Genomic DNA, 24,715 nt, shown 5'->3' with positions numbered 1-24,715 from the left:
AAATACTGCTCGCAGTGAGCAACAGACTCAGGAAAATTAACGATCACTCTACTTTAACGTAAGCCTTCTATTTAATAGTTCTATTTTCCTTTGGATACCAAACGTGAACATCAGCAAGTTAAAAGCGCAACTCAAAGCTATCGCCTATCAATTCAACGGACCTATATGGTTCTCTCCTGACGAGCAGTATCACATTCGTAAAAGCGTGTTCAATCATGGGATCAACAATACACCTCTGGCGATTATTGAGGTCGGTTGTGAAGAAGATATTCGCTTAGCGATCCATTTTGCCAATGCTCACAATCTGCCTATATCAGTCAAAGGGGGTGGCCATTCCAATTCGGGAAGCAGCGTAGTCAACGATGGGATAGTGCTAGATATGTCGGCCTTTAAATCGATTGCCCTTGCAGAGGACCGACAATCAGTTCGATTGGGCGCAGGGGTTAGAAATATGGAATTAGATGCTTATACCACCCAATATGGTTTGGCTGTGCCCCTTGGTACATGCCCTGATGTAGGTGTCATTGGTGCCACGTTAGGAGGTGGAATCGGATTTTTATCACGTAAGTTCGGCCTAACGTGTGACAGCTTAATTAACGTCACTATGATCGACGCGCAAGGTATCAAACAAACAATCGATAAATTCTCAGAGCCAGCGCTTTTTTGGGCGCTAAGTGGCGGTGGTGGCTGTCAATTTGGGGTTATAACCGAAATAACGTTACAGCTTTATCCCGTGCCATCAACGGTGATTGGTGGCTTTATAGAATGGCCTCTATCCGAAGCGAGTAAGGTGTTAAAACATTACAGTGATGAAGTGCTTAGCAACACCAGAGACTACTTTGTATATGCCTATATCTCACGAACAGCTAAGGGCCAAGAAAAAGTATCTATTATGGCCTTTAGCACCGCAAGCAAGTCAGACTGTGAGGTCTTTTTTAAGCGTATTTCACAGTGGGGTCTTGGGCCGAAAATGGACGTGAGTGAAAAGTCTTATCTCGAAATGCAATCTAATACATATCAAAGTGAGTTATGTGTTTATTGGCGCAATGGCTTTGTATCCCAGGATCTATCTGCACAGTTTATCGATGAGGTTATTAGTTGCTATATTAATAGCCCTGACGATTATTGCGGGATAATGTTCGATCCACTTGGCGGGGCTATCCAAGATAGAGCCTCACAAGATAGCGCTTTCGTCCATCGTAAATCGAGTTTTATATGCAGTGTGACTGGCATCAGTGGAGGCACAAAAATCGACCCAATAATTGAGCGTTGGGTCGATGACAGCCATACTACCTTGTCTGCGTTTTATAATGATCAGGCATATCAAAACTATGAGTTCTTAGGGCCAGACGAACTAAAAAGGTATTTTGGTAAAAACACCTCAAAATTACTAACCTTAAAAAAACGTTATGATCCACAATGTCGGTTTTATGGAAGTTTAAGCCGTCACATATTAAAGACCGAAATGTGATCGTAATTTTATGCCTCTGAGCGCTCGTTATTCTTCAATTGACTGCTTAATCAGAGAAGTCTCGCCAGCCCATGATTCTCATCTGACACTTATGACCAGCGAATCATCAATGCACAACAAGAAACTAAAACTGATAACCAATTTGTAAAAATCCACCTACGGTACTCTCAAAATCTGCGTTGGTACCATGTATAGAAATTCCCAAGGTCGTGCCAGAGCGATTTATACCGTTGAAAAAATAGGTGTAACTTACGCCCAATCCATATATATCATGTTCTTTGACTTGATAGCTTCTGCCATTTATATCTGGGTTAATACGATATGAATGCTCACGCCCAGCAATACTCGCGTAAATACCAAAGCCATGCTTGTTGCTGTCAAAATTAAATAAATCCGTTTTGACCCAACCTGCACCAAAGCCACATGTTGAACCAAACCTTGAACTATATTCAACGCAGCCAGCCGATAAGTATTTCATATCGTTTTTTGAAACTAACGCAAGATTAGCTCCCAGCCCTGAATACAAAGCCCCCATACCGATACCTACGGAATACTGCTGGGTTTGACTATCTTCAGCAGCAAAACTACTAAAGGCTAAAACAGGTAAAATTAATGCAAATTTTCTCAAAATACGTCCTTTTATTATGTGCTGTCACTCAGCAAATGAAGAGCGGCTACCTGCACACTCCATTACTCTTTTATATCGATTATAAGGCTGACGATTTTATTCTCTTTATTCTTCAACCAATCTATTTTATCTCTAAAGGTCAGAAACTTAGCATTAGTCAAATCTGGTAACAAGTAAAATTACCACAATGCAAAGCGGTACAATTATCAACCGTGCCAAATGGAATTTTTCAACCCGATTTCCAAAGAAACATCTATTTCCCCCCATATTTTCACCGCATATTTCCTAAGACGTGCTTTACTACGAAGAAAAATAGCGACCCATTTTCATTAGACCAAGAGGCATATTACCTTCTATTAACTTTTACAATTACCTCTCGTAGATGGCTGATTAAATTGTTATATTGCGCGCCATACTTAGGTTTTAAACTGCTTAATCATTTCAGTGGTTTGAATTAAATGGGAATCTGGTGCGATACCAGAACTGTACCCGCAACTGTAAGCAAGCTGTTCGTATACAACGACTATTCGAACATCCGCTTGTAAGTCAGATACCAGCCTTAATACACCCTTTTATTTATTATCACGCGGGAATACGTGAATAACAGATTGTCTTTCAGCTTTTGATGCTGAGTTCTCTGTGTATTCCCGCCTTGATTGAGTGTCTATTTGAACTGTCATGACAACACAGACGCCATGCTAAATTCGGCTAACCTTCAGGCTCAGCAACTTTGTTTTGAGGCTGGCGGCAATACGATTCTGTCAAATATTAACCTTTCGTTAGCGCGAGGAAAGGTGCTAGGTGTACTCGGTCCTAATGGCGCCGGTAAAACCAGTCTACTTAAGATGCTATCGGGTCAAATGCCCAGCCACGGGCAAGTCAGTTGGCGCGGGAAAGCATTAGATCAGTACACCCCATTACAGCAAGCCCAACAAATCGCGGTCGTCAATCAGCTCAATGAAAGTGTATTTGCTTTAAGTTTGCAGCAAATCGTGCGTATGGGATGGCTGCCACACAAAACGTTACTATCGAGAGAAACGGCACAAGACCACCAACATTTAACCGCCTCAATTGCCAAGGTAGGCTTGAGTGACAAAATCGATCAAACCTTTAGCTCGCTATCAGGTGGCGAGCAACAACGAGGCTTAATTGCTCGTGCGTTAGTGCAAAAAGCCGCGCTTATTGTACTAGATGAACCTGTTAATCACCTTGATATCTATTACCAACACCAAGTACTCAAGTTACTAAGAACGTTAGCCCACCAGCAGCAAATGACGGTTGTAATGAGCCTGCATGATATTAATCTAGCAGCCAGTTACTGCGACCATCTGTGTCTTTTGGACAAGGGAAAAATGATAGCACAAGGGCCCATTGAGAAAGTGCTGCAAGCGCCCACGTTAGAACATGTTTTTAAGATCCCTTGTCAAATAAGGCGGGATAATTCTTCCCACCACCTGCGCGTGGACTTCTATCCTCCTGATGAAGCTGAGACCAACCAACTGCCTGAAATTGTGCAGTTCAAACCAATAAACGCACCTGATAAGCGGCACTATTGATGATTAACCGTTGGTCGTTGCTCTTTTTTTTGGCACTGTTATCTCCCATCATCGGGATATTTTTTGGCGCGGCTGATCTCTCACCCTCTCAGCTTTACCAATGTGTGGTAGCTGAATGCGCTTCACAAGTCGATTCGGTTATTTTTTGGGAAATTCGTTTGCCCCGTGTATTGGTCGGTTTTTTAGTTGGCGCTGGCCTAGCGGTAGCCGGTGCTACCTTACAAAATATTACGCGCAACGGTTTAGCCGATCCTTACCTTTTCGGTGTGGTATCCGGTGCTGGGCTCGGTGCAAGTATTGCTACGTTATTGTTTGACAGTCAAATGGGTGAAACCTTAACCTTATTTCGTCTTTTACCGGATGTTTCGTTTTCGCTCGCCTTACCTGTTGCCGCATTTTTAGGGGCTGTGTTCGCTGTCACATTGGTGCAAGCGTTGGCATCGAGTTCATTTGGTGGGCGCGGTGAACACATGCTGTTAGCTGGCGTAGCCGTATCATTTATGCTCAGTGCCTTTAGTCACTTCCTATTGTTTTTAGGTGACCCGTTTGCTGCCAACAAGGTGATTTTCTGGCTTATGGGCAGCCTCGCCAGAGTAGAGATGTGGTATGCGTGGATCATGTTACCTATTGTGATGGGCAGTGTGCTCTTACTATTGCTGTTTGGGCGTCGGCTCGACGCATTATTACTTGGCGATGAAAATGCTAAAACCTTAGGCGTCAATGTAACCGCTATTCGCTTACTCGCACTGGGGATATGCGCCGCACTTACCGCTTGTATTGTCGCTTACTGCGGCGGCATCGGATTCGTAGGCCTGCTTATACCCCACATAGTGCGCCGTTGGGTTGGGGTCACCAGTCGAGCACTCATCTTAGGGTGTGTATTAGTCGGGGGCAGCTTTATGGTACTAGTGGATATTCTCGCCCGTTCAGCCTTAGCAGAGCAAGAAATCCCTATCGGCATTATTACTTCAGCCATCGGCAGCGTGTTTTTCTTACTCGCTATCCGCCAGCGACAGACATAACAAGACTAACAATAAGTGAATACACATGAACACTGAATCACTCTCATCCATTCAAGTCGATACAAAACACTCGCCCGAACAAGACTCAGTTGGGTCATCGCAGGTTACTGCTACGTGTAAAAAAACGCTCCGTTCGACAAATATTTTGAACACCCCTTCGCTATTTGAGCAAGGATACTGGGATATACAATCCTTAAACCGTGAGCATTTACCTGCTATTGATAAACAAATTGATAATAAAACCAAGCCTTTGGGCGCATTAGGGCAATTAGAAAGCCTTGCTCGCCAATTGGCTTTAATTCAACGAAGCATTAACCCAGAGCATACTGGTATTGAGATTAATAAACCCATCATGTTGGTTTTTGCCGGTGACCACGGCATCGCAAACAACGGCATCAGTATTGCCCCGCCCGAAGTCACCCAACAAATGGTATTGAATTTTCTCAGTGGCGGTGCAGCAATCAACTGCTTTTGCCGCACGCTTGGTTGGACGATGAAAGTCATTGATGCGGGTATATGCAATCCTATCGCCGAAAATATTCAATCTAACGATCAATTTATGCTTATAGAACAACGAATAGGTCCAGGCACAGCAGACTTTTCCTGTCAGCCAGCTATGAGTGAAGACCAACCCGAACAAGCACTTTATCTTGGTGCTAAGGTCGCAAATGAGCAAATTGCTCTGGGCAGTAATCTGCTAGCCTTCGGCGAAATGGGCATAGGTAATACCAGCAGCGCATCCGCGCTATTATCACTTATTTGCGGCTTAAGCCCAGAACGAACTACAGGCAAAGGTACGGGCATAAGTGTTGAACAACTGGCTAAAAAAGTACAGCTGATATCCGATGCATTAGTACGCGTTAATCAGTCCCATGGAACAAAAGCCTTCACCCCAAAAACAGCGTTAACTGAAGTCGGTGGCTTTGAAATAGCACAGATCGTTGGAGCCATACTCGCCACTGCTGCAGCCGGCAAAAGTATTTTAATCGATGGGTTTATTGTTAGCGTTGCGGCGCTGCTTGCGGTTCGTATTGCGCCTCGCGCACAAGAATATATGTTATTTGCTCACTGCTCTGCCGAACTTGCTCACCAGCAAGTTTTAGCCCAACTTGATGCACGTCCTTTGCTTTCTCTTGGTTTACGCTTAGGTGAAGGTACGGGAGCCGCACTCGCCTTACCTTTGCTGCAAGCAGCGGCGAGCTTTTATAACGATATGGCAACGTTTGAGAGTTCCGGCATCACGGTATGACGATGGAAGAGGCTTATACCAGTGAAACGCAATAATAAGGCGAAAATATTATGAGTCGATTTTTCACTTATCAACTTAATTTATTGCTATTGGCAGTGAGTTTTTTCACGCGCATGCCCGTACCTCAAGGGATTGACTACAGCCCACAGAAATTACGTCAAGCGGGGCGACATTTTGCCCTGATAGGCTGGTTATTAGCCGGAATACTCAGTGGATTTTATCTGCTTGTCACACCTTACATTGGCACCGCGCCCAGTATCTGTTTGCTAGTGATTTTGAGTTTATTGCTCACTGGTGCGCTGCATGAAGATGGCCTAGCGGATACGTGTGATGGCTTTTGGGGTGGGCACACGCAAGCGCGTAAACTAAGCATTATGAAAGACAGCCAGATAGGAACGTACGGAACCTGTGCGCTTATCACTATGCTATTAACAAAAACCGTTTTGCTTTACGCATTAGCCATTAATGGACACTTAATATTAGCCCTTTTCATCGCCTATCCCCTGTCGCGTGGCTTAGCCATTTCTCATACACAGCACTTGGCGTACGCACGCACCGACGCGCAAGACAGTAAAAGCCAGTCGTTAGCCAATCCAATGCAACCCAGAGTGCTACTGTGGCTTTTTGCCAGTAGTAGTGCAGGGTTATTATGGCTACCTTTTACCGACGCGCTGATGATTTTATTGGCTTGTCTTTCTCTGCGTTATGTCCTCAAACGTTGGTTTAGGGCGCATATTGGCGGGTACACGGGAGATTGTTTGGGCTTTGCGCAACAAGTCCAAGAATTACTGATTTATATACTCTTGTTAGCAACCGTACATGACGCTTATGGCCATACTCCTTTAGGGCCAATTTCACTATGAAACATAAACTGATGATCCGTCATAATGCAAAGGTAATACTATGCTGCATCTGATTTTAGGTGGCGCACGCTCAGGCAAGTCAAATTTTGGGCTGCAACAAGCGTTAGCTTTGAGCCAGCAAACGAGCCGAAACGTCACGTACGTAGCAACCGGTACTGCCACAGACGCAGAAATGTCTGCCCGTATCGCGCGTCATCAACAGGAACGCCCGGATCATTGGAATTTAGCAGAAGTACCATTAGAGTTAATGGAATTCATCACGCTGCAAAATTTGTCTACAAACACTCACCCTATACTGTTGATTGATTGTTTAACACTGTGGCTAAACAACCATTTGTACCATCGTCCAGCGCAAGATTTTACTCTACTATTTGATACGTTGACTCAGGCACTATCAGCCAGTAATGCCGATATATTCATTATCGCCAACGAGGTAGGATTAGGAATTATCCCCATGGGTGAACTCACCCGGCAGTTTGTTGATCAAGCAGGCTGGTTGAATCAAGCCGTTGCAAAAGCAGCAGATAGCGTCACCTTTGTGGCTGCAGGCTTGCCCATGCCATTGAAACGACCTTAACCATGGAATTGGCTAAACCAACCGTTTTCAATTTATTGCGCCACGGACAAATCAATGGTCCCGCAGCTATATATGGAAAAACAAATGTATTATTAAGTGAGCAAGGCCGCCGTGCCATGCACGCCCAAGTACAGCAAATTAATCGACCAGATATCATCGTAACCTCCCCACTCTCACGCTGCTTAGTGTTCGCTGAACAATTGGCTAATGAGCTTGATGTCCCCTTAATTGTGGAAGATGCCTTACAAGAATGTGATTTTGGCCTATACGATGGCGTGCCGTTCGATGATTTACGTGAGCAATGGTTAGCACTAAGCAATTTTTGGGAAAATCCCTTCCATTGCACACTGCCCGCAGCCGAAACACTCGAGATATTTCATCAACGAGTAATAAACTGCTGGCAGCGATTGAGCACTGAACTTATAGGGCAAAATAATCTGTTGATTTGCCATGGAGGCGTTATCCGCCAAATACTGGCCGATGCGTTATCCAGTAATTGGCAACAAGGCGCTTGGTACAGCAAACTTCAGGTAGGTTATGCTAGCCTATCCCGTATCTCTATCGCCGAATACGAACAAGCCAACCCAGTGGTTGATTTCATTGCTAAACCGCCTTTTAATGAGCGCCTTACATGACCTGTCAAAGCATTAAACAAGCAAAAAATGCAAGCCGCGTACTCACGAATGTAAGTGCGACTATCATGATCCAAGGCACCACCTCTGATGCAGGTAAAAGTATGCTGGTGGCGGGATTTTGTCGATGTCTAAAAAACCAAGGATACCGTGTTGCCCCGTTTAAACCCCAGAACATGGCGCTCAATAGCGCCGTGACCAAAGATGGTGGTGAAATTGGCCGAGCACAGGCTGTTCAAGCGCAAGCCGCTGGCATCGAGCCAAATGTTGATATGAACCCTGTGCTTCTTAAACCCAGTTCAGATACCGGTGCCCAAGTGATTATTCATGGTAAAGCCGTATCTGACATGCAAGCTGCTAAATACCACGATTATAAAAAGGTGGCCATGCAAGCGGTGCTTGACTCACATCAACGCCTAACGAATCAATACGATGTTATCGTGGTTGAAGGCGCGGGAAGCCCGGCGGAAATCAACCTGCGTAAAGGCGATATCGCCAACATGGGGTTTGCCGAAGCGGTAGATTGCCCGGTGATTATAATCGCAGACATCGATAAAGGCGGTGTATTTGCTCAACTTGTTGGCACGTTAGATTTGCTCTCACCTTCGGAACAGAATCGGGTCGTGGGTTTTGTCATCAATAAGTTTCGCGGTGATATTAAACTTCTAGAGCCTGGCTTAATTTGGTTAGAAAAACGAACCCAAAAACCGGTTTTAGGCGTACTGCCGTATATACATAATTTACAACTAGCCGCCGAAGATGCCATTCAAGCAGAACAAAATTTGCATCCGCAAGACATACGACTGCGCATATGTGTACCTGTATTCAAGCGTATCAGTAACCACACTGATTTTGATATGCTGAGGCTACACCCAAAAGTAGAGCTGATATTTGTGCCCCAAGGTAGTGCTATCCCAGGCTGTGATCTGATTATTTTACCCGGCAGTAAAAATGTGCGTGCTGACCTAGCTCTGCTTAAGGAAATGCATTGGGATAATGATCTACAGCGCCACCTGCGTTATGGCGGCAAATTATTGGGTATTTGTGGGGGCTATCAAATGCTCGGTAATAGCATCGCCGATCCAGAAGGTGTTGAAGATACGCCTGGCGTAAGCCAAGGCGTGGGTTATCTGCCAATCAATACCCTATTGCAGCACCAGAAACAGCTAACCCAAAGCCAAGGACGACTGTTATTACCAAATAAAAGAACGCCTAATGTGCCTATTCGAGGCTACGAAATTCATATAGGTACGAGTGAGCGTGCAGCGGATGCCCGCCCTCTTATTTTATTAGAAAATGGCGAGTCAGAAGGTTGCATCAGTGATGATAATCAGGTCGCTGGCAGTTATCTACATGGCTTATTTGATGGTCCTGAAGCCCTGCAGCAGTTATTGCTTTGGGCTGGCGCCAACACCGAACTCGTCAAAGATTATGACGAACAACAAGAACACGAAATTGAACGACTCGCCAACGCGTGTCAAACCCATCTAAAATGGGATCTAATTGAATCGTTTATTCAAATTCAACTGACTGCGCCGTCCTTGGCCAGTGAATCTATTTCCTCTACCCATGGAGCAAAAAATCATGTCTGACAGCACTGATAACAACGACCGCCATAAAGCGCGTATGCAGCAACAAAAAGCCAAAGTGGATGAACGTATTGCCAATGCGCAAATAGAAAAAGGCGTACTGATCGTTATCACCGGTAACGGCAAAGGTAAATCAACATCTGGTTTTGGCACCGTCGCCCGAGCGGTGGGCCACGGTTTAAAGGCTACTGTTGTGCAGTACGTAAAAGGTACCTGGCCATGTGGCGAGCGAGATTTACTGGAAAAGCTCGGTGTTGAATTTCATGTGATGGGCACAGGTTTTACTTGGGAAACCCAAGACAAAGAAACCGACAAAGCCGCCGCACAAAAAGCGTGGGAATTTAGCAAAGTATGCTTGCAGGACCCATCGATTGACTTATTGCTACTCGACGAAATCACCTACATGCTGACTTACAAATATATAGACGTAGACGAGGTAATAGATGCTTTATCTAACCGCCCTGAGAACCAACACGTTGTGATTACTGGCCGAGCCTGCCACAGAGCCGTAATCGATTTAGCGGACACGGTTAGCGAAGTCCGCCCCATCAAACATGCATTTGAAGCCGGTATTAAAGCGCAAAAAGGCATTGACTGGTAATGATTACCCCAAGGCGCAGCGCATTACTCGCGTTAATGATCAGTACCCTGATGCTTGGCTTGCCAAGTGTTCATTCGCAGGCACGTACCGTCGATGAATCAAAAGAGGTAACGAACGCTAATTTTCAAGAAATAATGCAACTTAGTAAAGAAAATCGGCAAAAACTGCGCATTATTGCACTAGCACCGCATATTGTAGAGTCGTTATTTGAAATCGGTGCTGGCCAGCAACTTATTGCCACCACAGCCCATGCTGATTACCCCGAGGCGGCGAAAGAGATCCTGCAAATTGGTAATTATGCTCGCCTGCAAATTGAAAAAATTGTGCAACTGCAACCTGATGTCGTTATCGCATGGAAAACCGGTAACCCTGGAGATGATTTATCACGCTTACAGAAATACCACACAAAAGTCGTGTATTCGAATCCCAGAACGTTAGCCCAAGTTGCAGATGAATTGCGTATGCTCGGACAGCTTACAGGCCGCGAAGAAGCTGCTGAAAAAGCAGCATCTCAGTATCAAAATAAACTTTCATCCCTTGAAGCTCGTTACGCAAAAAAAACGCCCGTTATCACCTTTTATGAACTGTGGTCCCGCCCACTACGCACAGTGGCGCGTAACGCATGGCCGCAACAACAGTTGACCCTTTGCGGCGCACAGAACCCGTTCGTTAATGCCACAGATGATTACCCATCTGTCGGATTAGAGCAGGTATTGGTTTCTTTACCTCAAGTGATTATTCAACCAACGCAACATGCGGCTGATTCTCCCGATTCTATCAATTGGGGTCAATGGCAACATATACCGGCCGCCAAGCATCAGTTTATCTTTCACCCCAATGCCGACAAAGTTCATCGCATGACTAGCCGTATGCTCGATGAAGTGGCATTAATGTGTGAGAAAATCGATGTGGCTCGGCAATTTTACCAAGCCCAAGCACTCGCGCTAAACTAGTTAAGAATTGATGTCATTATGCCAGTTGTAGCAAACCGCCCCGTCACCACTCACTTCTATCTTTGTCGACATGGGCAAAGTGAGTTTAATGCCAAAGGCATTTTGCAGGGACATTTAGAAAGTCCGCTTACTGAACTGGGTAAGAGCCAAGCGCGAACGTTGGCTACCAATGCCCGCAAGTGGAACATCCAACATATCGCTAGCTCCCATTTGGGACGAGCGCAGCAAACGGCAGAAATCTGCGCCCAATCGTTAGCTGTCGATCATGAAAGTTCAGCGCATTTAGCTGAGCGTGAATTTGGGCAATGGCAGGGCCAGTCCATAAATAATTTTCCCGAGTACAGCCATTTTCAACAACATTGTTATCAGCAGCTCGATTTGCCTGCGGGTAATGAACAGGGTTATGGCGAGACCACTATTGCCGTACGCCAGCGTATGCATAATGCACTGCACTCGCTGGCTCGCTCACGTCAGCATATTATCCCTGGGGACCATTCTGATAAAACAATTTTGATTGTCAGTCACGGTGATGCGCTCGCGTGTCTAATGAGCCTTTTTACTGCTCCGTTACTGGTAAATAACACCCACGGCTTCAAACTTACGTTCAAACAAAACACCCTTCATTGGGGCGGCTTCATTGATTGAACTTATCCCGCAGTTATTCTCATTTTCAAGCCTAACAGTAATCGGCTCACAGCTAATATTTGCCCTGCTATTAGACCGGATATTAGGTGAACCGGCACGATTTCATCCACTCATTGGTTTTGGCAATTTGGCTAACCGCATAGAAGCTAAATTTAACCCACAGCAAAACGTGCCTGAAGATGATCTGCCTCATGTAGGAAAAGCACGTTTCAAAGGGATAATTGGTTGGTTGATATTAGTCGTCCCCTTACCGATAGCACTGTGGGGCCTAAACTATTGTGCCGTTAATTTCGCAGCCGCCAATGACTCGTCGCTAGTATATTGGCTCATAGGGATACTCAATAGCTTCGTCTTGTATTTAGCGATTGGATTGCAAAGCCTGACACAACACGCCATGCAGATTTATCATCCTTTAAAACATGGAGATATGGACCAAGCACGTCATTTTACAGGCTATATGGTCAGTCGCGACACTCAGTCACTAACACCTAAAGATATGCGCCGCGCTGCAGTAGAGTCGGTGCTGGAAAACGGCCACGACGGCGTGATCGCCAGTCTATTTTATTTTGTTATTGGTGGCGCCCCTTTAGTGGTATTGCACAGATTAATCAACACGTTAGACGCTATGTGGGGCTATAAAACGCCGCGCTTTTTATATTTTGGTTGGTGGGCAGCACGGGCAGATGATCATCTAGGCTGGGCAAGCACCTATTGTACGTCCCTACTCTATGTATTAGCCGCGCCAAAAACACACCAGTCCAAGCACTTGGCATTTGAACATATATCCCGCGCATGGAGACAAGCAAAAGACTACAAAAGTAAAAATGGTGGGCGATGCATGGCCACCGGTGCAAGCGCCCTAGGCTTTACATTAGGCGGCACCGCCCACTATCAAGGTAATATCATTCGCAGTCCATTGTTGGGTAACGGCAACGTCGTGGCATTAGGAGATATTCCGCGCAGTGTCGCCCTTGTGAAACGCAGCGCCTGGTTGTTTGCGTTTGCCGTGCTAAGCATCGGCTTAACGGCTAACGCTATTTTTTAAAGAGAGATTTTTAATGGATGAACATATGTCTGGCCAAATGCTAATTCACGGTGGCCAACTATCTGATATTGCGCTGCGCTACAACATTGCAGGTGAAAAATGGCTCGACTTATCCACGGGGATCGCACCGACGACTTATCCAGTAGGCCTGCTTCCAGCAACGTGTTGGCAACGTTTACCACAACAGTCTGACGCCTTACTCAAAGCTGCTCGTGATTATTACCAAACGCCGAGTTTACTGGCCACTGCTGGCAGTCAAAGTATTATTCAGGCATTACCGCAGCTTTGTACATTGCAAGGTTTCGCGTACACCCGAGTATGGTTACCAGCTGTGGGCTACCAAGAACATCGAAAGGCTTGGCAAAGCGCCCATTACCAAACATTAGATTATCAAGACACTCCGGATATTACGCTAATCAAGCAAGGCGACATTGTCCTTGTGATCAACCCCAATAATCCATCCGGAAAATTGCACACAAGGCAGCAGTTAACTGACTTGCTCCTTACAGTCAGCGCCAAAAAGGGCTTGTTAATTATCGATGAAGCCTTTATGGATGCCACACCAGAACACACAATGGCACCACTACTGGCCAGTCACAGCGATTTACTGAATAACAATATCAATCAAGACGCCTTGATTATCTTACGTTCCGTGGGAAAATTTTTTGGTTTAGCAGGTATTCGCCTCGGTTTTGTTATCGCGCGTGATTATTGGCTCAAGCCTATGGCTGACGTTTTAGGGCCTTGGGCGGTAAACGGCCCCGCACAGTTTGTGGGTATACAAGCCTTAACAGACAAGCGTTGGCAAAAGAAACAACGCACTGCCCTCAATCACTTAAGTGGCCGCTTAGAAAGTTTGTTAGTCGATGTGTTTGCGCAACCTATTCGCGGTACGAGCTTATTTAAAACCCTACTCATCCCTCAGGCTCCCGCGCTATTTCATGCGCTATGTAAGCAAGGTATTTATGTACGTCTGTGCGACGAAAAAAATGCGCTACGCTTCGGCGTCCCCAGCGAGCAAGGCTTAAAACAACTGGAAAGTGCTCTGCTCAGCCAGCCGATTCAACGATTACTTTGAGTGTTCACTATTCGGCGAACGTCACTGCTAAGTGATCAAGCAGTGCTCTTATTCGCACTGGTAAATGTCGGTTAGACGCATATACGGCATTCAACATTAATTCGTTTGCTTCGTAATCTTCAAATAACAACTGCAAACTACCATCCTTTAAGTAGGGCTCTGTTACGTATTTGGGGCCCATACCTATCCCCAAACCTTGGGACGCCATATGCGTGATGGCTCTTGGTGAATTAGAAGCAAATGCGCCACGCACATTAACGACTACAAGCTTACCATCCACTTTGAATCTCCAATTTTCGGGATCGACTTGGGACTTTTGCATCAAGCAATTATGTGTCGACAGCGCACTAGGGTGGCCTGGCTTTCCATGACGCTCTAGATAGTCCGGGGAAGCAAATACCACAATTCGCATCTTCATTAGCTTCTTAGCAATAAGCGTTGAATCCTGTAATTGACCGAAACGTATTGCCACGTCTACGCCTTCGTCGATAATAGCAACATGCTGATCAGACAGATTTAGCTCAACACTCATATTGGGATGCAACTTTAAAAAAGGTGCCAGTGCGCCTACTAACTTGGTGCTGCCAAAAGCTGTAGGGGCAGTTAACCGGACCGTACCTGATAACGACGCTTGACGATGCTGAATAACATCTTCTAACTCATCAAACTGCTCTAATAATGGCACACACAGTTCAAAATATGCCCGTCCTGTGTCGGTGAGTGTTACGCTTCTTGTTGTGCGATGAAACAACAACGCTGCATGCTTCGTTTCCAGTTGTGCTACGTATTTACTGGCTAACTTAGTACTGATACCAAGTTGCTTTGCTCCGCCGGTAAAAGACTTTTGTCGCGCCACCGCCAAAAACGTTCGCATGCCATCTAATGTATCCATCACAATTCCCCATTTCGACTCACCCATAATCTATGAACGAATTATACATAGTTATTCCATAAATCAACATATTGTTCAAAGAACAATTCATGCCTATTATTTGTTCAACACTAAGCAACAGAAAGCCACCAGCAAAAGACTCGTTAACGGCATATCTGTGCAAAGCGATAATGCAGTGCAACTTAAAAAGGTTTATTTTATGTCAAATACCATTCGTATCCATTCATTCCCACTATCAGGTCACGCCCAGCGGGCAGAACTTTTTGCAAACTTAGCGGGTATCGCCCACGACGTTATCAATGTTGACTTAGCGGCCGGTGAACACAAAGAAGCGCCATTCCTAGCCCTTAACCCAGCGGGTCAAGTACCTGTACTTGAAGATGGCGATGTGGTTATTTCAGACTCAAACGCTATTTTAGTCTACTTGGCACGCAAGTATGCGCCGGCATTTCTGCCATTAGATCCCGAGCTTGAAGCCCAAGTGCAAAAGTTTTTGAGTCTGGCCGCCGGCGAAATCGCCTTTGGTCCTTGTGCAGCGCGCCTAATAACGGTGTTCAACGCACCTTTAGATGCTGATTTTGCCAAAGCAACTGCTGACAAAGTATTAACTAAACTTGAGGCTCACTTGATTGGTCGTGAGTTTTTGGTGGGCGACAGTGTCACCATAGCTGATGTAGCGATATACACCTATACCGCCCACGCACCAGAGGGCAATGTATCCCTAGAAGCATACCCAAATGTACGCCGCTTTTTAACGAATATTGAAGCCCTCGATGGGTTTAAACCCATGGCTACCACAAAAGCGGGTCTACTTGCATAAATCTTGCTAAAACGTTCAAAGAATAAAGTGGCCGTCTACTCGGCCTTTTCACGACCCATCGCTAGGCATAACGCAGATTTCACTGCGCCGGAGCAACATATGATCCCTAAAGACCCATCCGCCCCTTTTCATATCGGTGAACAGCAGATGCAAAATCGAGCGGGTAAGGATAAGCAAATGGATGCCATTGGTCGCAGAGCGATCCGTTCCTTTATGCCGCAGCAGCATCGTGAATTTTTTAAGAAATTGCCCTTTGTCGTGGTGGGTAGCACAGATGCAAACGAGCAATTGTGGGCATCTATTCTGCCTGGTTCCCCTGGTTTTGTGCAGTCTCCATCACCAAATGAGTTATCTATCCAAAACTCGGTAATAAAAGGTGATCCACTGCAAGGTTCACTCACCAAAGGAGCACGCCTAGGGTTATTGGGTATTGAAGTACCAACACGGCGTCGAAATCGCGTGAATGCTAGAATAAGTCATATATCAGGGCAACAGCTATCCTTAGAAATCGAGCAATCGTTTGGCAACTGCCCACAATATATTCAGACCCGAGATATTCGCTTTATTCGCGCACCCGATGAGCCTTTTGACGCCCCTAGTGCGGAATATTTTGAACGTTTGGATCAGCAAGCTAAAACGGTTATTAATCACGCCGATACCTTTTTTGTTGCCAGTTCAGCGGGCGATATAGCCAACAATAAGCACGAACAAACATTAGGTGTAGATGTTTCTCACCGGGGCGGCATGCCTGGTTTTGTGGAGGTAAACGATAACGAGCCACTCGCCGATATACTGACCATCCCAGATTACGCTGGTAATAATTTTTTTAATACCCTGGGTAATTTTTTAGTGAACCCAAAGGCAGGACTGTTATTCGCTGACTTTGCCACGGGTGATTTGCTGATGTTAACCGGAACAGTAACGGTATTAACTAAAGACGACCCACGCGTTGTCGCTTTTAAAGGCGCCGAACTCGGTTGGCAGTTTACCTTGTCTAAAGGAATTCGCCTTAGAAACGCTCTGCCGTTTCGTGCCAGCTTCAACGAATACTCACCTAATACCTTACACACAGGCACATGGAACCACGCCAACTCAGTACTCCAAGCTAAAAAAGATCGTAACCAGTGGCAAACATTCAAGGTAAGTAAAGTAGGTGATGAAAGCACCACTATTCGTTCGTTTTATCTCATCCCCGATAACTCAACCACCGTTCTTCCCTTCAATCCTGGGCAGTATTTAACAATAGGTATCTCTGGCGGCGCAAAGCAAAAACAATCAATACGCAATTACACGGTTTCATCTGCACCAGGCGCGGACCACTACCGTATATCGGTTAAGCGCGAGGCCGATGGACTAGTGTCAAAAATGCTTCATGACAACTTAACACTGGGTAGCCTTATTGATATCAAAGCCCCCCGCGGAACGTTTTACATTGATAACCAGCTCAAGCGCCCAGCGGTATTAATTTGTGCAGGTGTGGGCATAACGCCTATGATATCCATAGCACAAGATGCTCTAAATGAAGGCCTTCGGACCCGCCACATCCGACCAATGACCATCATTCACTCAGCGAAAAATAGTGAACAGCGGGCGTTTAAAGATGAGTTTATCGATTTAGAACGAAAAAGCGCTAAGCAGATACACTACTACTCTGTGCTTAGTGACGCACCTGATAATGATCAATTGAGTATCGGTTATGATACAAAAGGTCGTATAACAGGCAAGTTATTGCAGCAAATACTCGATTTGGATAATACCCATAGGGAATGTGACGTTTATTTGTGTGGACCTCAAGGTTTTATGCAAGCCATGTACGATACGCTAATTGCACTTAAGATCCCTGACAACAGGATACATGCTGAAAACTTTGGACCATCCTCTTTAATTCGCCAATTAACCGAGGCAGAGCATGAGATAAACGGCCAAAAAACACTAGCATTAAGTAATCAACGCACCTCTGAGAACGAAGCTCAGAGCACAATAATCAGTTTTACTCAAAGCAAAATCGAGCAACCATGGCAAAGCGGAGAGCCGACTATTTTAGAAATCGCTGAATCACATGGCCTAACACCCGATTTTGGCTGCAGAAGCGGCAGCTGTGGATCTTGTGCCGTGAGAAAAACATCCGGTGAAGTCACCTACCGCAGTTTACCCAGTGCGCCTATCGAAGCGAATGAAGTACTGATTTGCTGCGCCGTCCCAGCCAAAGGGTGTGCAAGGCTAGAAATCGCTTTGTAAGTCCGAAACACGACTTACCTTTTTCACACATCTATTTTTAAAATAAAGAGGATATCAATATGAGTACACGCCCACCTTTACCCCCTTTCACCCTAGAAAGCGCCCGTGAAAAAGTCCGCCTAGCAGAGGACGGCTGGAATAGCCGTAACGCCGAAAAAGTTGCTCTCGCCTATACACTCGATACCAAATGGCGTAACCGCAGTACCTTTATTAATGGTCGCGACGAAGCAGCGGCTTTCTTAAAGGCAAAATGGGATAAAGAGCTCGCGTATCGCCTGATAAAAGAACTGTGGGCTTTTACTGACAACCGTATTGCCGTACGTTACGCCTACGAATGGCACGACGACAGCGGTAACTGGTTTCGCTCTTATGGCAATGAAAATTGGGAATTTGATGAAAATGGCCTAATGCAAAATCGCTTCGCTTGTATTAATGACCTACCGATTGAAGAGTCAGCACGAAAATTTCATTGGCCCCAAGGTCGCCGTCCAGATGATTACCCTGGATTGTCTGAGCTGGGTTTATAGCCCCTAATGAGCACCGCAAATAAAAAAGCATCGTCAAACGATGCTTTTTTAAGTAAATGAAGGTTTCTCTATCAGCTTCCCTAGCTAGTCAAAATTCACCACAGTGCGAATACTTTCGCCGCTGTGCATTAACTCAAATGCACGGTTGATGTTTTCGAGTGGCATTGTATGAGTAATAAAATCGTTTAAAGCAAACTCGCCCGCTAAATAACGCTCAACATAGCCGGGTAATTCACTGCGACCTTTTACCCCTCCGAAAGCGGAGCCTCGCCATACGCGACCGGTTACCAATTGAAATGGGCGAGTTGAAATCTCTTGTCCTGCCCCAGCAACTCCGATAACCACTGATTCGCCCCACCCTTTATGACAGCACTCAAGCGCCGAACGCATAGTATTGACGTTACCGATACATTCAAAGGAATAATCCACACCGCCATCGGTTAACGCCACTATCACGTCTTGAATTGGTTGCTCATAATCTTTTGGGTTAATGCATTCTGTGGCGCCTAATTTTTTGGCTAGGTCAAATTTTCTTTCATTAATGTCAATAGCAATGATACGGGTAGCGCCTGCCATTACCGCGCCGATTATCGCCGACAACCCAATCCCACCTAAACCGAAGATAGCCACGCTTGCACCGGCTTCCACTTTAGCGGTATTCATCACGGCGCCCATCCCTGTTGTTACACCACAACCCAGTAAACATACCTCTTCAAGAGGTGCTTGAGGATTCACCTTTGCCAGTGAAATTTCGGGCAATACTGTGTATTCAGAAAAGGTCGAGCAGCCCATATAGTGAAAAATAGGCTGACCGTCTTTGTAAAAACGTGTTGTGCCATCTGGCATCAAACCTTTACCTTGAGTTTCACGAATTTTCTGACACAAGTTAGTCTTGCCCGACACGCAAAATTTGCATTCACCACACTCAGGTGTATACAAAGGAATAACGTGATCGCCAACCGCAACGCTGGTCACACCCTCGCCGACTTGCTCAACAATACCGCCACCTTCATGACCGAGCACCACGGGGAAGATCCCTTCAGGATCATCACCAGATAAAGTAAATGCATCCGTGTGACATACGCCCGTCGCCACAATGCGAACTAACACTTCGCCTTGTTTGGGCAGCATCACGTCTATCTCTTCAATTGACAACGGCTGATTAGCGGCCCATGCAACGGCGGCTTTTGATTTGATGAATCCTGTACTCATAATGACCTCGGTCACGCCACTTAATAGCGCGCAGTTATAAAATAAAAAAGAACATAAAAAGAACATAAAAAGAATACATACATTCGTTGGAATGTATTTGTGTACAGCATGATATATATTTACATTAGTAATGATAATATCTTGATTTGAAAAATATAATTACACAGGAGTAATAATGAGAATTTGGGAAGGAGTATCTGAATTTGTTGCCGTAGCTGAAACCCACAGTTTTACCGCTGCATCGAAACAGCTCGGTACTTCTGTAGCTCATATCAGCAGGCAGGTGAGCGCCCTTGAAACTAGGTTGAAAATAAAGCTCTTTCACCGCAGTACTCGTAAAGTGGTGTTAAGTGAAAGTGGCGAGGTGTATTACCAGCAGTGTCGCCGGGTACTAGACAACCTAGCAGATGCCGAAAAACTCGTGTCCAATTTTCACGACACCCCGAAAGGGAATGTACGCTTAACCGCCCCTATCACCTATGGCGAAGAAGTTATCATGCCCATAGTGAATGACTTTTTACTGGCCTACCCAGAGATCAATGTTCGTGTCGACTTAAGTAACCAGCGGGCAGATTTGCTCTACGAGGGATACGACTTTGCCATTCGCCTTGGACATTTAGCCGACTCGAATCTGATTGCCCGTAAGCTGAGCGCTCGAAAACTCATTGTTTGTGCCACTTCCGACTACTTAGCCCTGCACGGTAAGCCAACAAACCTCGACGATTTGAACCACCATAATTGTTTAGTTGGCACTGCTGATAGTTGGCGCTTTATGCATAACAATAAAAGTGAAAAAATTCTGATAAGCGGTCGACTTCGTTGTAACAGCGGTCACAGCTTAGTTAAAGCAGCTCTCAAAAATATTGGCCTTATTCAACTACCTGATTATTACGTTCAGCCCTACATTGAAACCGGCGAATTAATTTCCGTATTAGATAACTACCAAATGACCGAAGAAGGCATCTGGGCACTATATCCAGACAAGCACTATCTACCCAATAAAATTAAGGTCCTACTAGACTTTATTCAACAACACCTAAAAGACAAATAGCCGAAAATATTTACCCTTCCCCGTATAAGGACACCCAACGTAAACTCGCTTATTTATTTCAAGCACCCCCGTATAAGGACACCCAACGTAAACTCGCCTACCCGGTCCCGTATAAGGACACCCAACATAAAATTGCCTATTTTTTGCAAACTATCCTAAGCTTATAAAGTGTTTCATTTATAGTCAGCAGGTGTGCGATGCCACAACCTCGAAAAAGCCAAATCAGTTTAATTGATACCCCTTATTATCATTGTGTTTCACGTTGTGTTCGCCGTTCATTTTTATGTGGCGTTGACAAATATTCAGGCCAAAGTTACGAGCATCGCCGTGAATGGGTAGAAAGACGGCTACTCTTTTTATCCACAGCGTTTACGATAAGCATTTGTGCTTATGCGGTAATGGCTAATCATACTCATGTGGTAATACATGTAGATAAACCATTGGCTGAAAGCTTACATACCTCAGAGGTATTACGCCGCTATCACAAGTTACATAAGGGTTCTCTACTTACCCAGAAATATATAGCTGGTGACAAACTCACAACTGGCGAGCTTATTACCTTTAATGAAACGGTTGAACTGTATCGAAGACGTTTATATGACATCAGTTGGTTTATGCGCGATATCAATGAACATATTGCCAGAGAGGCTAACAAAGAGGATGGTTGCACCGGCCGATTTTGGGAAGGACGTTTCAAATCTCAGGCTTTGTTAGATGAAAGTGCTGTATTAGCGTGTATGGCCTATGTGGATTTAAATCCTATTAGGGCAAAGATGGAAACAACGCCTGAAACCTCAAAACACACCAGCATTAAAAAACGCGTTCAGGCGATCAAAAATAAACAACAACAACCAAAAAATTTAATGCCTTTTGTGGGTAACCTAAGACAGAATATACCTAAGGGCATCGCATATTCATTAAAAGACTATTGTGAGTTAGTCGAGACCACAGGCCGTTGTATTATTGATGACAAAACCGGATATATCGATAAATGCCAAAGCCCTATTTTAGAGCGATTAGGCTTAGATTCAGCACAATGGCTGACGTTGACAACTGAATTTGAAACGCACTTTTTTTGTGCTGCAGGTGCAGAACTGATGATGAATGCATTTAAAATCCATACGCAGCATCAACGTATGAGGGGAATAGGCAAGGCAAAAGTGCTACTTAAAAGTGCTTAATTTACATTAAATAACCACACTGTAAACAACCACATCGCAATTAACACTTTCGAAGAAACTTCGTGTGCACGAACCTCTTCCAAATCGTCATTTTCACCGCTTAATGCCTCAAATTATTCATCGCATTACATTTTACTAGCAATATTTTTTAACTCTATAAAAAAGCATGGATACAATAAATTTTTACACCGTAATTTACATTGGGTGTCATTTTATCTGATTTTATCTGTTGTGGGTGTCATGATATTTTCTGACTGGGAAGTTTTATGATGGGTGTCAATATATTTTTCCCCAAATTATTCGTCGCTTTACATTTTACTAGCAGAATTTTTTAATTCCTTAAAACAGCATGGATAAAATAGATTTTTACACCGCAATTTACATTGGGTGTCATTGTATCTTCTTACGCAGTATTTTTATAATGGGTGTCATTATATTTTTATATTTTTTATAGTTTTGTTGGTGGGGCGGAGGTTTGGAGATGTTAGTTTTTCGGCAATAATGGCGGTGGGCAGGGCCTAATTCATTGACTTTGACGGCAACTGTTTGTATGGTCTGCGCCGCTGTTCTAGGTGCCTGTTAGTTGTGAGCCATTTCAACTGAACAGGGTAAACGGGAAGTATGGTGTCACCAAACAAATCACGGCTTGTTTGGACTAACCCATCGCTGCCCCCGCAACGGTACGCATACATAGAGATGCCAGCCCGACACCGGCCTACTGAATAGTTATTTACGAATGAAGCGGAGGGCTTCATTAGAATGCACCTATCAAATTATCTTGCGTCAACACGTTCACGGTTTTTAAGCCTAACTTTGCGTTAGGTCACTGCCTTTCGCTGCAAGATTAAAATAATTAACGCATTTTACCCCTCCTTCGATCGTTAACTTTATTAGATTGAGGAACACACATGCAACACCAATCATTGGCTATCGCCATCTCTATTGCCCTAGCTGCCAGCCCAGCTATCGCACAAACGCCAGAGCAAACGACTCAAAAAACTACAGCCGATAGCAGCGAAAAAAATGTCGAACGTATGGTAGTGGTATCTAGTCGCGTACCTATGCCAATTCGTGAAATTGCCACATCTGTGTCAATTATAACCCGCCAAGACATTGAAGCCCGAGGTTATATAAATCTAGCTGATGTTTTGCGCACGCAACCATCCATTAGCGTTACCAATAGTGGCAGTGCAGGTTCTGCCACCAGCTTAAGAATTCGTGGTGAAGAAGGTTACCGCACACTCGTACGCATTGACGGGGTTGACGTATCTGACCCAACTGCTACCCAAGTAGCACCTAAATTTGGCCAAATTCAAAGTAGCAATATTAACCGTGTTGAAATACTGCGCGGTAGCCAAGGTTTGGTTTATGGTGCTGATGCAGGTGGTGTTATCAATATTGAAAGTGCCAACGGTGTAGGCGCACCGTCAGGGCAAGTCTCTGCAGAGTATGGTCGTTATAATGCCACTAATTTGGCTGCTGATGTAGGCGGCTCAAGTGATAAGTTCGATTACTACGTAGCAGCGTCTGACTTTTCAACCGACGGTTTTAACTCCCTTGTTGCTGACAACGAATCCCAAGACGCAGATGGTTACGACAACACCACCCTGCATGCCCGATTAGGCTATCAAGCAACCCACGATTTAAAACTTGGTTTTGTCGCCCGTAATACCGACAGTGATGGTGAATACGACAACTGTGGTTTTGGTGAAACGGCCAGCAATAATTGCACTAATGACTTCGAACAAACCAATGTGCGTGCCACAGCAAACTATTCTCATGGTGCATCCGAGCATGAGTTCGCCGTGTCTAAAATGTTTATCGAGCGTAATAATTACACTCAAGGTGAGTTCGGATTCGGAGCCAAAGGCTATTCAGAAAAAGCAGAATACTTAGGTAACACTGAACTCAATCAAGACACACGCTTAGTGTACGGTATCGACTGGGAAAAAGAAGCGATTACCAGCACTGACGATGTGCGTATTCAACGAGGCTATTATGTTGAATATCAAAGTGAAATGCTGAGCAACTTCTTTGTTACCGCAGGGGTACGCCATGACGACAATGAAGATTTTGGCGAACACACCAGCTATCGTTTAAGCAGTGCTTATATTTGGGCGCTAGATGAAAACGAGCTCAAACTGCGCGGGGCATACGGGACCGGCTTCAGAGCGCCAAGCCTATACGAGATAGGCTTAAACACCGGGCCATTTTCCTATGCTCCGGCATCAGAAATTGACTTGAAAGAAGAAACCACCAAAGGTTTTGAGGTTGGCCTAACCTACACCTTAGCGTCTGGCTCACAATTTGAAGCGACTTACTTCGATCAAAAAATTCAAGATAGCATCTATTTTGACTTAGCCACCTTCTCCGGTTATTTACAAGACTTAGGGGAAAGCAGCTCAAAGGGTATTGAGCTCATCGCTGATATAGTCGTAACAGACACTATCGGCGTAACTGCTAATTACACCTATAACGACACTGAAGATACCGCCGGTGAGCAGCGCCGTCGTCGCCCGCGTAATTCGGGTAGTGTCAGTGTTTACTACGACAATGACACATGGAAACTCGCGGCAACATTGCGCTCATTACATGATGCAGTAGACGGTGTTCAGCTCAAAGGCTACGAAGTATTTGATATCAGCGCGCGTTACGCGATAAATCAAGACATTAGCCTAAGTGCCCGTCTCGAAAACGCTTTTGATGCAAATTACCAAGATATAGCGGCCTATAACACTTCAGGTGCCGCTGGTTATGTGGGCGTGCAGTATCAGTTTTAAGGGGTAAGGTGTAGGCATCGCGCTTGAACCTTAATTTTCCCCAGAGGGATGTTTCGACATCCCTTTTTTATTGCGTCATATTGCCTTATTCAAATACCTAAATTT

22 protein-coding genes and 2 riboswitches are annotated in these 24,715 nt (G+C 45.0%); of the genes, 19 read left to right on the top strand and 3 right to left on the bottom strand.

Going from position 1 to position 24,715, the window contains the following annotated elements; genetic code table 11:
* The first annotated feature begins 103 nt into the window (after positions 1-103).
* Positions 104-1,471, top strand: coding sequence for an FAD-dependent oxidoreductase (locus GQR89_RS05055; RefSeq protein WP_158769049.1), 1,368 nt, complete (start codon positions 104-106; stop codon positions 1,469-1,471).
* A 124-nt stretch (positions 1,472-1,595) separates the two neighbouring features.
* Here the strand turns inward: GQR89_RS05055 and GQR89_RS05050 are convergent, their stop codons facing one another.
* Positions 1,596-2,099 (bottom strand): hypothetical protein, encoded by a 504-nt coding sequence (locus GQR89_RS05050; protein WP_158769048.1) that lies wholly within the window; start codon positions 2,097-2,099, stop codon positions 1,596-1,598.
* Positions 2,100-2,500: 401 nt separating this feature from the next.
* A riboswitch (cobalamin riboswitch) is annotated at positions 2,501-2,676 on the top strand.
* Positions 2,677-2,794: 118 nt separating this feature from the next.
* Here GQR89_RS05050 and GQR89_RS05045 point away from each other — a divergent pair.
* Genes GQR89_RS05045 through cobD form a run of 12 tightly spaced genes read left to right on the top strand, consistent with a single transcriptional unit; the run spans position 2,795 to position 13,909 of the window.
* Positions 2,795-3,655: an ABC transporter ATP-binding protein gene (locus GQR89_RS05045; protein WP_158772139.1), complete on the top strand. Its 861-nt coding sequence runs from the start codon at positions 2,795-2,797 to the stop codon at positions 3,653-3,655.
* Positions 3,655-4,677 carry an iron ABC transporter permease gene (locus tag GQR89_RS05040; protein ID WP_158769047.1) on the top strand — a complete coding sequence of 341 codons (1,023 nt, stop codon included), beginning with the start codon at positions 3,655-3,657 and terminating at the stop codon, positions 4,675-4,677. Before GQR89_RS05045 ends, GQR89_RS05040 begins: the two co-directional genes overlap by 1 nt.
* A 25-nt stretch (positions 4,678-4,702) precedes the next feature.
* A complete protein-coding gene (cobT, locus tag GQR89_RS05035; RefSeq protein ID WP_158769046.1) occupies positions 4,703-5,926 on the top strand; it encodes a nicotinate-nucleotide--dimethylbenzimidazole phosphoribosyltransferase in 1,224 nt (407 codons plus the stop codon).
* Between the two features lie 50 nt (positions 5,927-5,976).
* Complete coding sequence (cobS, locus tag GQR89_RS05030) at positions 5,977-6,789, top strand: adenosylcobinamide-GDP ribazoletransferase (RefSeq protein ID WP_158769045.1); 813 nt, start codon at positions 5,977-5,979, stop codon at positions 6,787-6,789.
* Positions 6,790-6,829: 40 nt separating this feature from the next.
* Positions 6,830-7,366: a bifunctional adenosylcobinamide kinase/adenosylcobinamide-phosphate guanylyltransferase gene (gene cobU / locus GQR89_RS05025; protein WP_158769044.1), complete on the top strand. Its 537-nt coding sequence runs from the start codon at positions 6,830-6,832 to the stop codon at positions 7,364-7,366.
* Between the two features lie 2 nt (positions 7,367-7,368).
* On the top strand, positions 7,369-8,001 hold the full coding sequence (locus GQR89_RS05020; protein ID WP_158769043.1) for a histidine phosphatase family protein: 633 nt from the start codon (positions 7,369-7,371) through the stop codon (positions 7,999-8,001).
* Positions 7,998-9,590: a cobyric acid synthase gene (locus tag GQR89_RS05015; RefSeq protein ID WP_199271375.1), complete on the top strand. Its 1,593-nt coding sequence runs from the start codon at positions 7,998-8,000 to the stop codon at positions 9,588-9,590. The genes GQR89_RS05020 and GQR89_RS05015 overlap by 4 nt, the downstream gene beginning before the upstream one ends.
* Positions 9,583-10,188, top strand: a complete 606-nt coding sequence (gene cobO, locus GQR89_RS05010; protein ID WP_158769042.1) for a cob(I)yrinic acid a,c-diamide adenosyltransferase — start codon at positions 9,583-9,585, stop codon at positions 10,186-10,188. Before GQR89_RS05015 ends, cobO begins: the two co-directional genes overlap by 8 nt.
* A complete protein-coding gene (locus GQR89_RS05005; protein ID WP_158769041.1) occupies positions 10,188-11,141 on the top strand; it encodes a cobalamin-binding protein in 954 nt (317 codons plus the stop codon). The genes cobO and GQR89_RS05005 overlap by 1 nt, the downstream gene beginning before the upstream one ends.
* Positions 11,142-11,159: 18 nt before the next feature.
* On the top strand, positions 11,160-11,786 hold the full coding sequence (locus GQR89_RS05000) for a histidine phosphatase family protein (protein WP_158769040.1): 627 nt from the start codon (positions 11,160-11,162) through the stop codon (positions 11,784-11,786).
* Positions 11,782-12,831: a CobD/CbiB family cobalamin biosynthesis protein gene (locus tag GQR89_RS04995; RefSeq protein WP_233269148.1), complete on the top strand. Its 1,050-nt coding sequence runs from the start codon at positions 11,782-11,784 to the stop codon at positions 12,829-12,831. Before GQR89_RS05000 ends, GQR89_RS04995 begins: the two co-directional genes overlap by 5 nt.
* 13 nt (positions 12,832-12,844) lie before the next feature.
* Positions 12,845-13,909 carry a threonine-phosphate decarboxylase CobD gene (cobD, locus tag GQR89_RS04990; RefSeq protein ID WP_158769039.1) on the top strand — a complete coding sequence of 355 codons (1,065 nt, stop codon included), beginning with the start codon at positions 12,845-12,847 and terminating at the stop codon, positions 13,907-13,909.
* A 7-nt stretch (positions 13,910-13,916) separates the two neighbouring features.
* Here the strand turns inward: cobD and GQR89_RS04985 are convergent, their stop codons facing one another.
* Positions 13,917-14,801 (bottom strand): LysR family transcriptional regulator, encoded by an 885-nt coding sequence (locus GQR89_RS04985; protein WP_158769038.1) that lies wholly within the window; start codon positions 14,799-14,801, stop codon positions 13,917-13,919.
* A gap of 199 nt (positions 14,802-15,000) precedes the next feature.
* On the opposite strand from GQR89_RS04985, the gene GQR89_RS04980 reads away from it, so the two are divergent.
* From GQR89_RS04980 to GQR89_RS04970, 3 genes are all read left to right on the top strand, one after another.
* On the top strand, positions 15,001-15,621 hold the full coding sequence (locus GQR89_RS04980) for a glutathione S-transferase family protein (RefSeq protein ID WP_158769037.1): 621 nt from the start codon (positions 15,001-15,003) through the stop codon (positions 15,619-15,621).
* A 99-nt stretch (positions 15,622-15,720) separates the two neighbouring features.
* On the top strand, positions 15,721-17,859 hold the full coding sequence (locus tag GQR89_RS04975; protein ID WP_158769036.1) for a pyridoxamine 5'-phosphate oxidase family protein: 2,139 nt from the start codon (positions 15,721-15,723) through the stop codon (positions 17,857-17,859).
* Positions 17,860-17,918: 59 nt separating this feature from the next.
* Positions 17,919-18,386 (top strand): nuclear transport factor 2 family protein, encoded by a 468-nt coding sequence (locus tag GQR89_RS04970; RefSeq protein ID WP_158769035.1) that lies wholly within the window; start codon positions 17,919-17,921, stop codon positions 18,384-18,386.
* An 84-nt stretch (positions 18,387-18,470) separates the two neighbouring features.
* On the opposite strand, the gene GQR89_RS04965 is transcribed toward GQR89_RS04970, so the two are convergent.
* Positions 18,471-19,598 (bottom strand): S-(hydroxymethyl)glutathione dehydrogenase/class III alcohol dehydrogenase, encoded by a 1,128-nt coding sequence (locus GQR89_RS04965; protein WP_158769034.1) that lies wholly within the window; start codon positions 19,596-19,598, stop codon positions 18,471-18,473.
* Between the two features lie 175 nt (positions 19,599-19,773).
* On the opposite strand from GQR89_RS04965, the gene GQR89_RS04960 reads away from it, so the two are divergent.
* From GQR89_RS04960 to GQR89_RS04950, 3 genes are all read left to right on the top strand, one after another.
* Positions 19,774-20,649, top strand: coding sequence for a LysR family transcriptional regulator (locus GQR89_RS04960; protein WP_158769033.1), 876 nt, complete (start codon positions 19,774-19,776; stop codon positions 20,647-20,649).
* 197 nt (positions 20,650-20,846) lie between these two features.
* Positions 20,847-21,830, top strand: coding sequence for a transposase (locus GQR89_RS04955; RefSeq protein ID WP_158769032.1), 984 nt, complete (start codon positions 20,847-20,849; stop codon positions 21,828-21,830).
* A 553-nt stretch (positions 21,831-22,383) separates the two neighbouring features.
* A riboswitch (cobalamin riboswitch) is annotated at positions 22,384-22,564 on the top strand.
* 174 nt (positions 22,565-22,738) lie between these two features.
* Positions 22,739-24,610: a TonB-dependent siderophore receptor gene (locus tag GQR89_RS04950; RefSeq protein WP_158769031.1), complete on the top strand. Its 1,872-nt coding sequence runs from the start codon at positions 22,739-22,741 to the stop codon at positions 24,608-24,610.
* Positions 24,611-24,715: the final 105 nt, after the last annotated feature.

Origin of the sequence: Paraglaciecola sp. L1A13 (assembly GCF_009796745.1) — a bacterium.
Taxonomy (GTDB): Bacteria; Pseudomonadota; Gammaproteobacteria; order Enterobacterales; family Alteromonadaceae; genus Paraglaciecola.
This window is presented reverse-complemented; position numbering and strand designations above follow the sequence as displayed.

Bases quoted from the DNA above. Each gene is read 5' to 3' on its own strand.
- GQR89_RS04970 (WP_158769035.1), top strand. From the start codon at position 17,919: ATGAGTACACGCCCACCTTTACCCCCTTTCACCCTAGAAAGCGCCCGT.
- GQR89_RS05040 (WP_158769047.1), top strand. From the start codon at position 3,655: ATGATTAACCGTTGGTCGTTGCTCTTTTTTTTGGCACTGTTATCTCCC.
- GQR89_RS04950 (WP_158769031.1), top strand. From the start codon at position 22,739: ATGCAACACCAATCATTGGCTATCGCCATCTCTATTGCCCTAGCTGCC.
- cobU (WP_158769044.1), top strand. From the start codon at position 6,830: ATGCTGCATCTGATTTTAGGTGGCGCACGCTCAGGCAAGTCAAATTTT.
- GQR89_RS04980 (WP_158769037.1), top strand. From the start codon at position 15,001: ATGTCAAATACCATTCGTATCCATTCATTCCCACTATCAGGTCACGCC.
- GQR89_RS05020 (WP_158769043.1), top strand. From the start codon at position 7,369: ATGGAATTGGCTAAACCAACCGTTTTCAATTTATTGCGCCACGGACAA.
- GQR89_RS04960 (WP_158769033.1), top strand. From the start codon at position 19,774: ATGAGAATTTGGGAAGGAGTATCTGAATTTGTTGCCGTAGCTGAAACC.
- GQR89_RS04985 (WP_158769038.1), bottom strand. From the start codon at position 14,801: ATGGATACATTAGATGGCATGCGAACGTTTTTGGCGGTGGCGCGACAA.
- cobT (WP_158769046.1), top strand. From the start codon at position 4,703: ATGAACACTGAATCACTCTCATCCATTCAAGTCGATACAAAACACTCG.
- cobS (WP_158769045.1), top strand. From the start codon at position 5,977: ATGAGTCGATTTTTCACTTATCAACTTAATTTATTGCTATTGGCAGTG.
- GQR89_RS04975 (WP_158769036.1), top strand. From the start codon at position 15,721: ATGATCCCTAAAGACCCATCCGCCCCTTTTCATATCGGTGAACAGCAG.
- cobO (WP_158769042.1), top strand. From the start codon at position 9,583: ATGTCTGACAGCACTGATAACAACGACCGCCATAAAGCGCGTATGCAG.
- GQR89_RS05045 (WP_158772139.1), top strand. From the start codon at position 2,795: ATGCTAAATTCGGCTAACCTTCAGGCTCAGCAACTTTGTTTTGAGGCT.
- cobD (WP_158769039.1), top strand. From the start codon at position 12,845: ATGGATGAACATATGTCTGGCCAAATGCTAATTCACGGTGGCCAACTA.
- GQR89_RS04955 (WP_158769032.1), top strand. From the start codon at position 20,847: ATGCCACAACCTCGAAAAAGCCAAATCAGTTTAATTGATACCCCTTAT.
- GQR89_RS05005 (WP_158769041.1), top strand. From the start codon at position 10,188: ATGATTACCCCAAGGCGCAGCGCATTACTCGCGTTAATGATCAGTACC.
- GQR89_RS04965 (WP_158769034.1), bottom strand. From the start codon at position 19,598: ATGAGTACAGGATTCATCAAATCAAAAGCCGCCGTTGCATGGGCCGCT.
- GQR89_RS05015 (WP_199271375.1), top strand. From the start codon at position 7,998: ATGACCTGTCAAAGCATTAAACAAGCAAAAAATGCAAGCCGCGTACTC.
- GQR89_RS05000 (WP_158769040.1), top strand. From the start codon at position 11,160: ATGCCAGTTGTAGCAAACCGCCCCGTCACCACTCACTTCTATCTTTGT.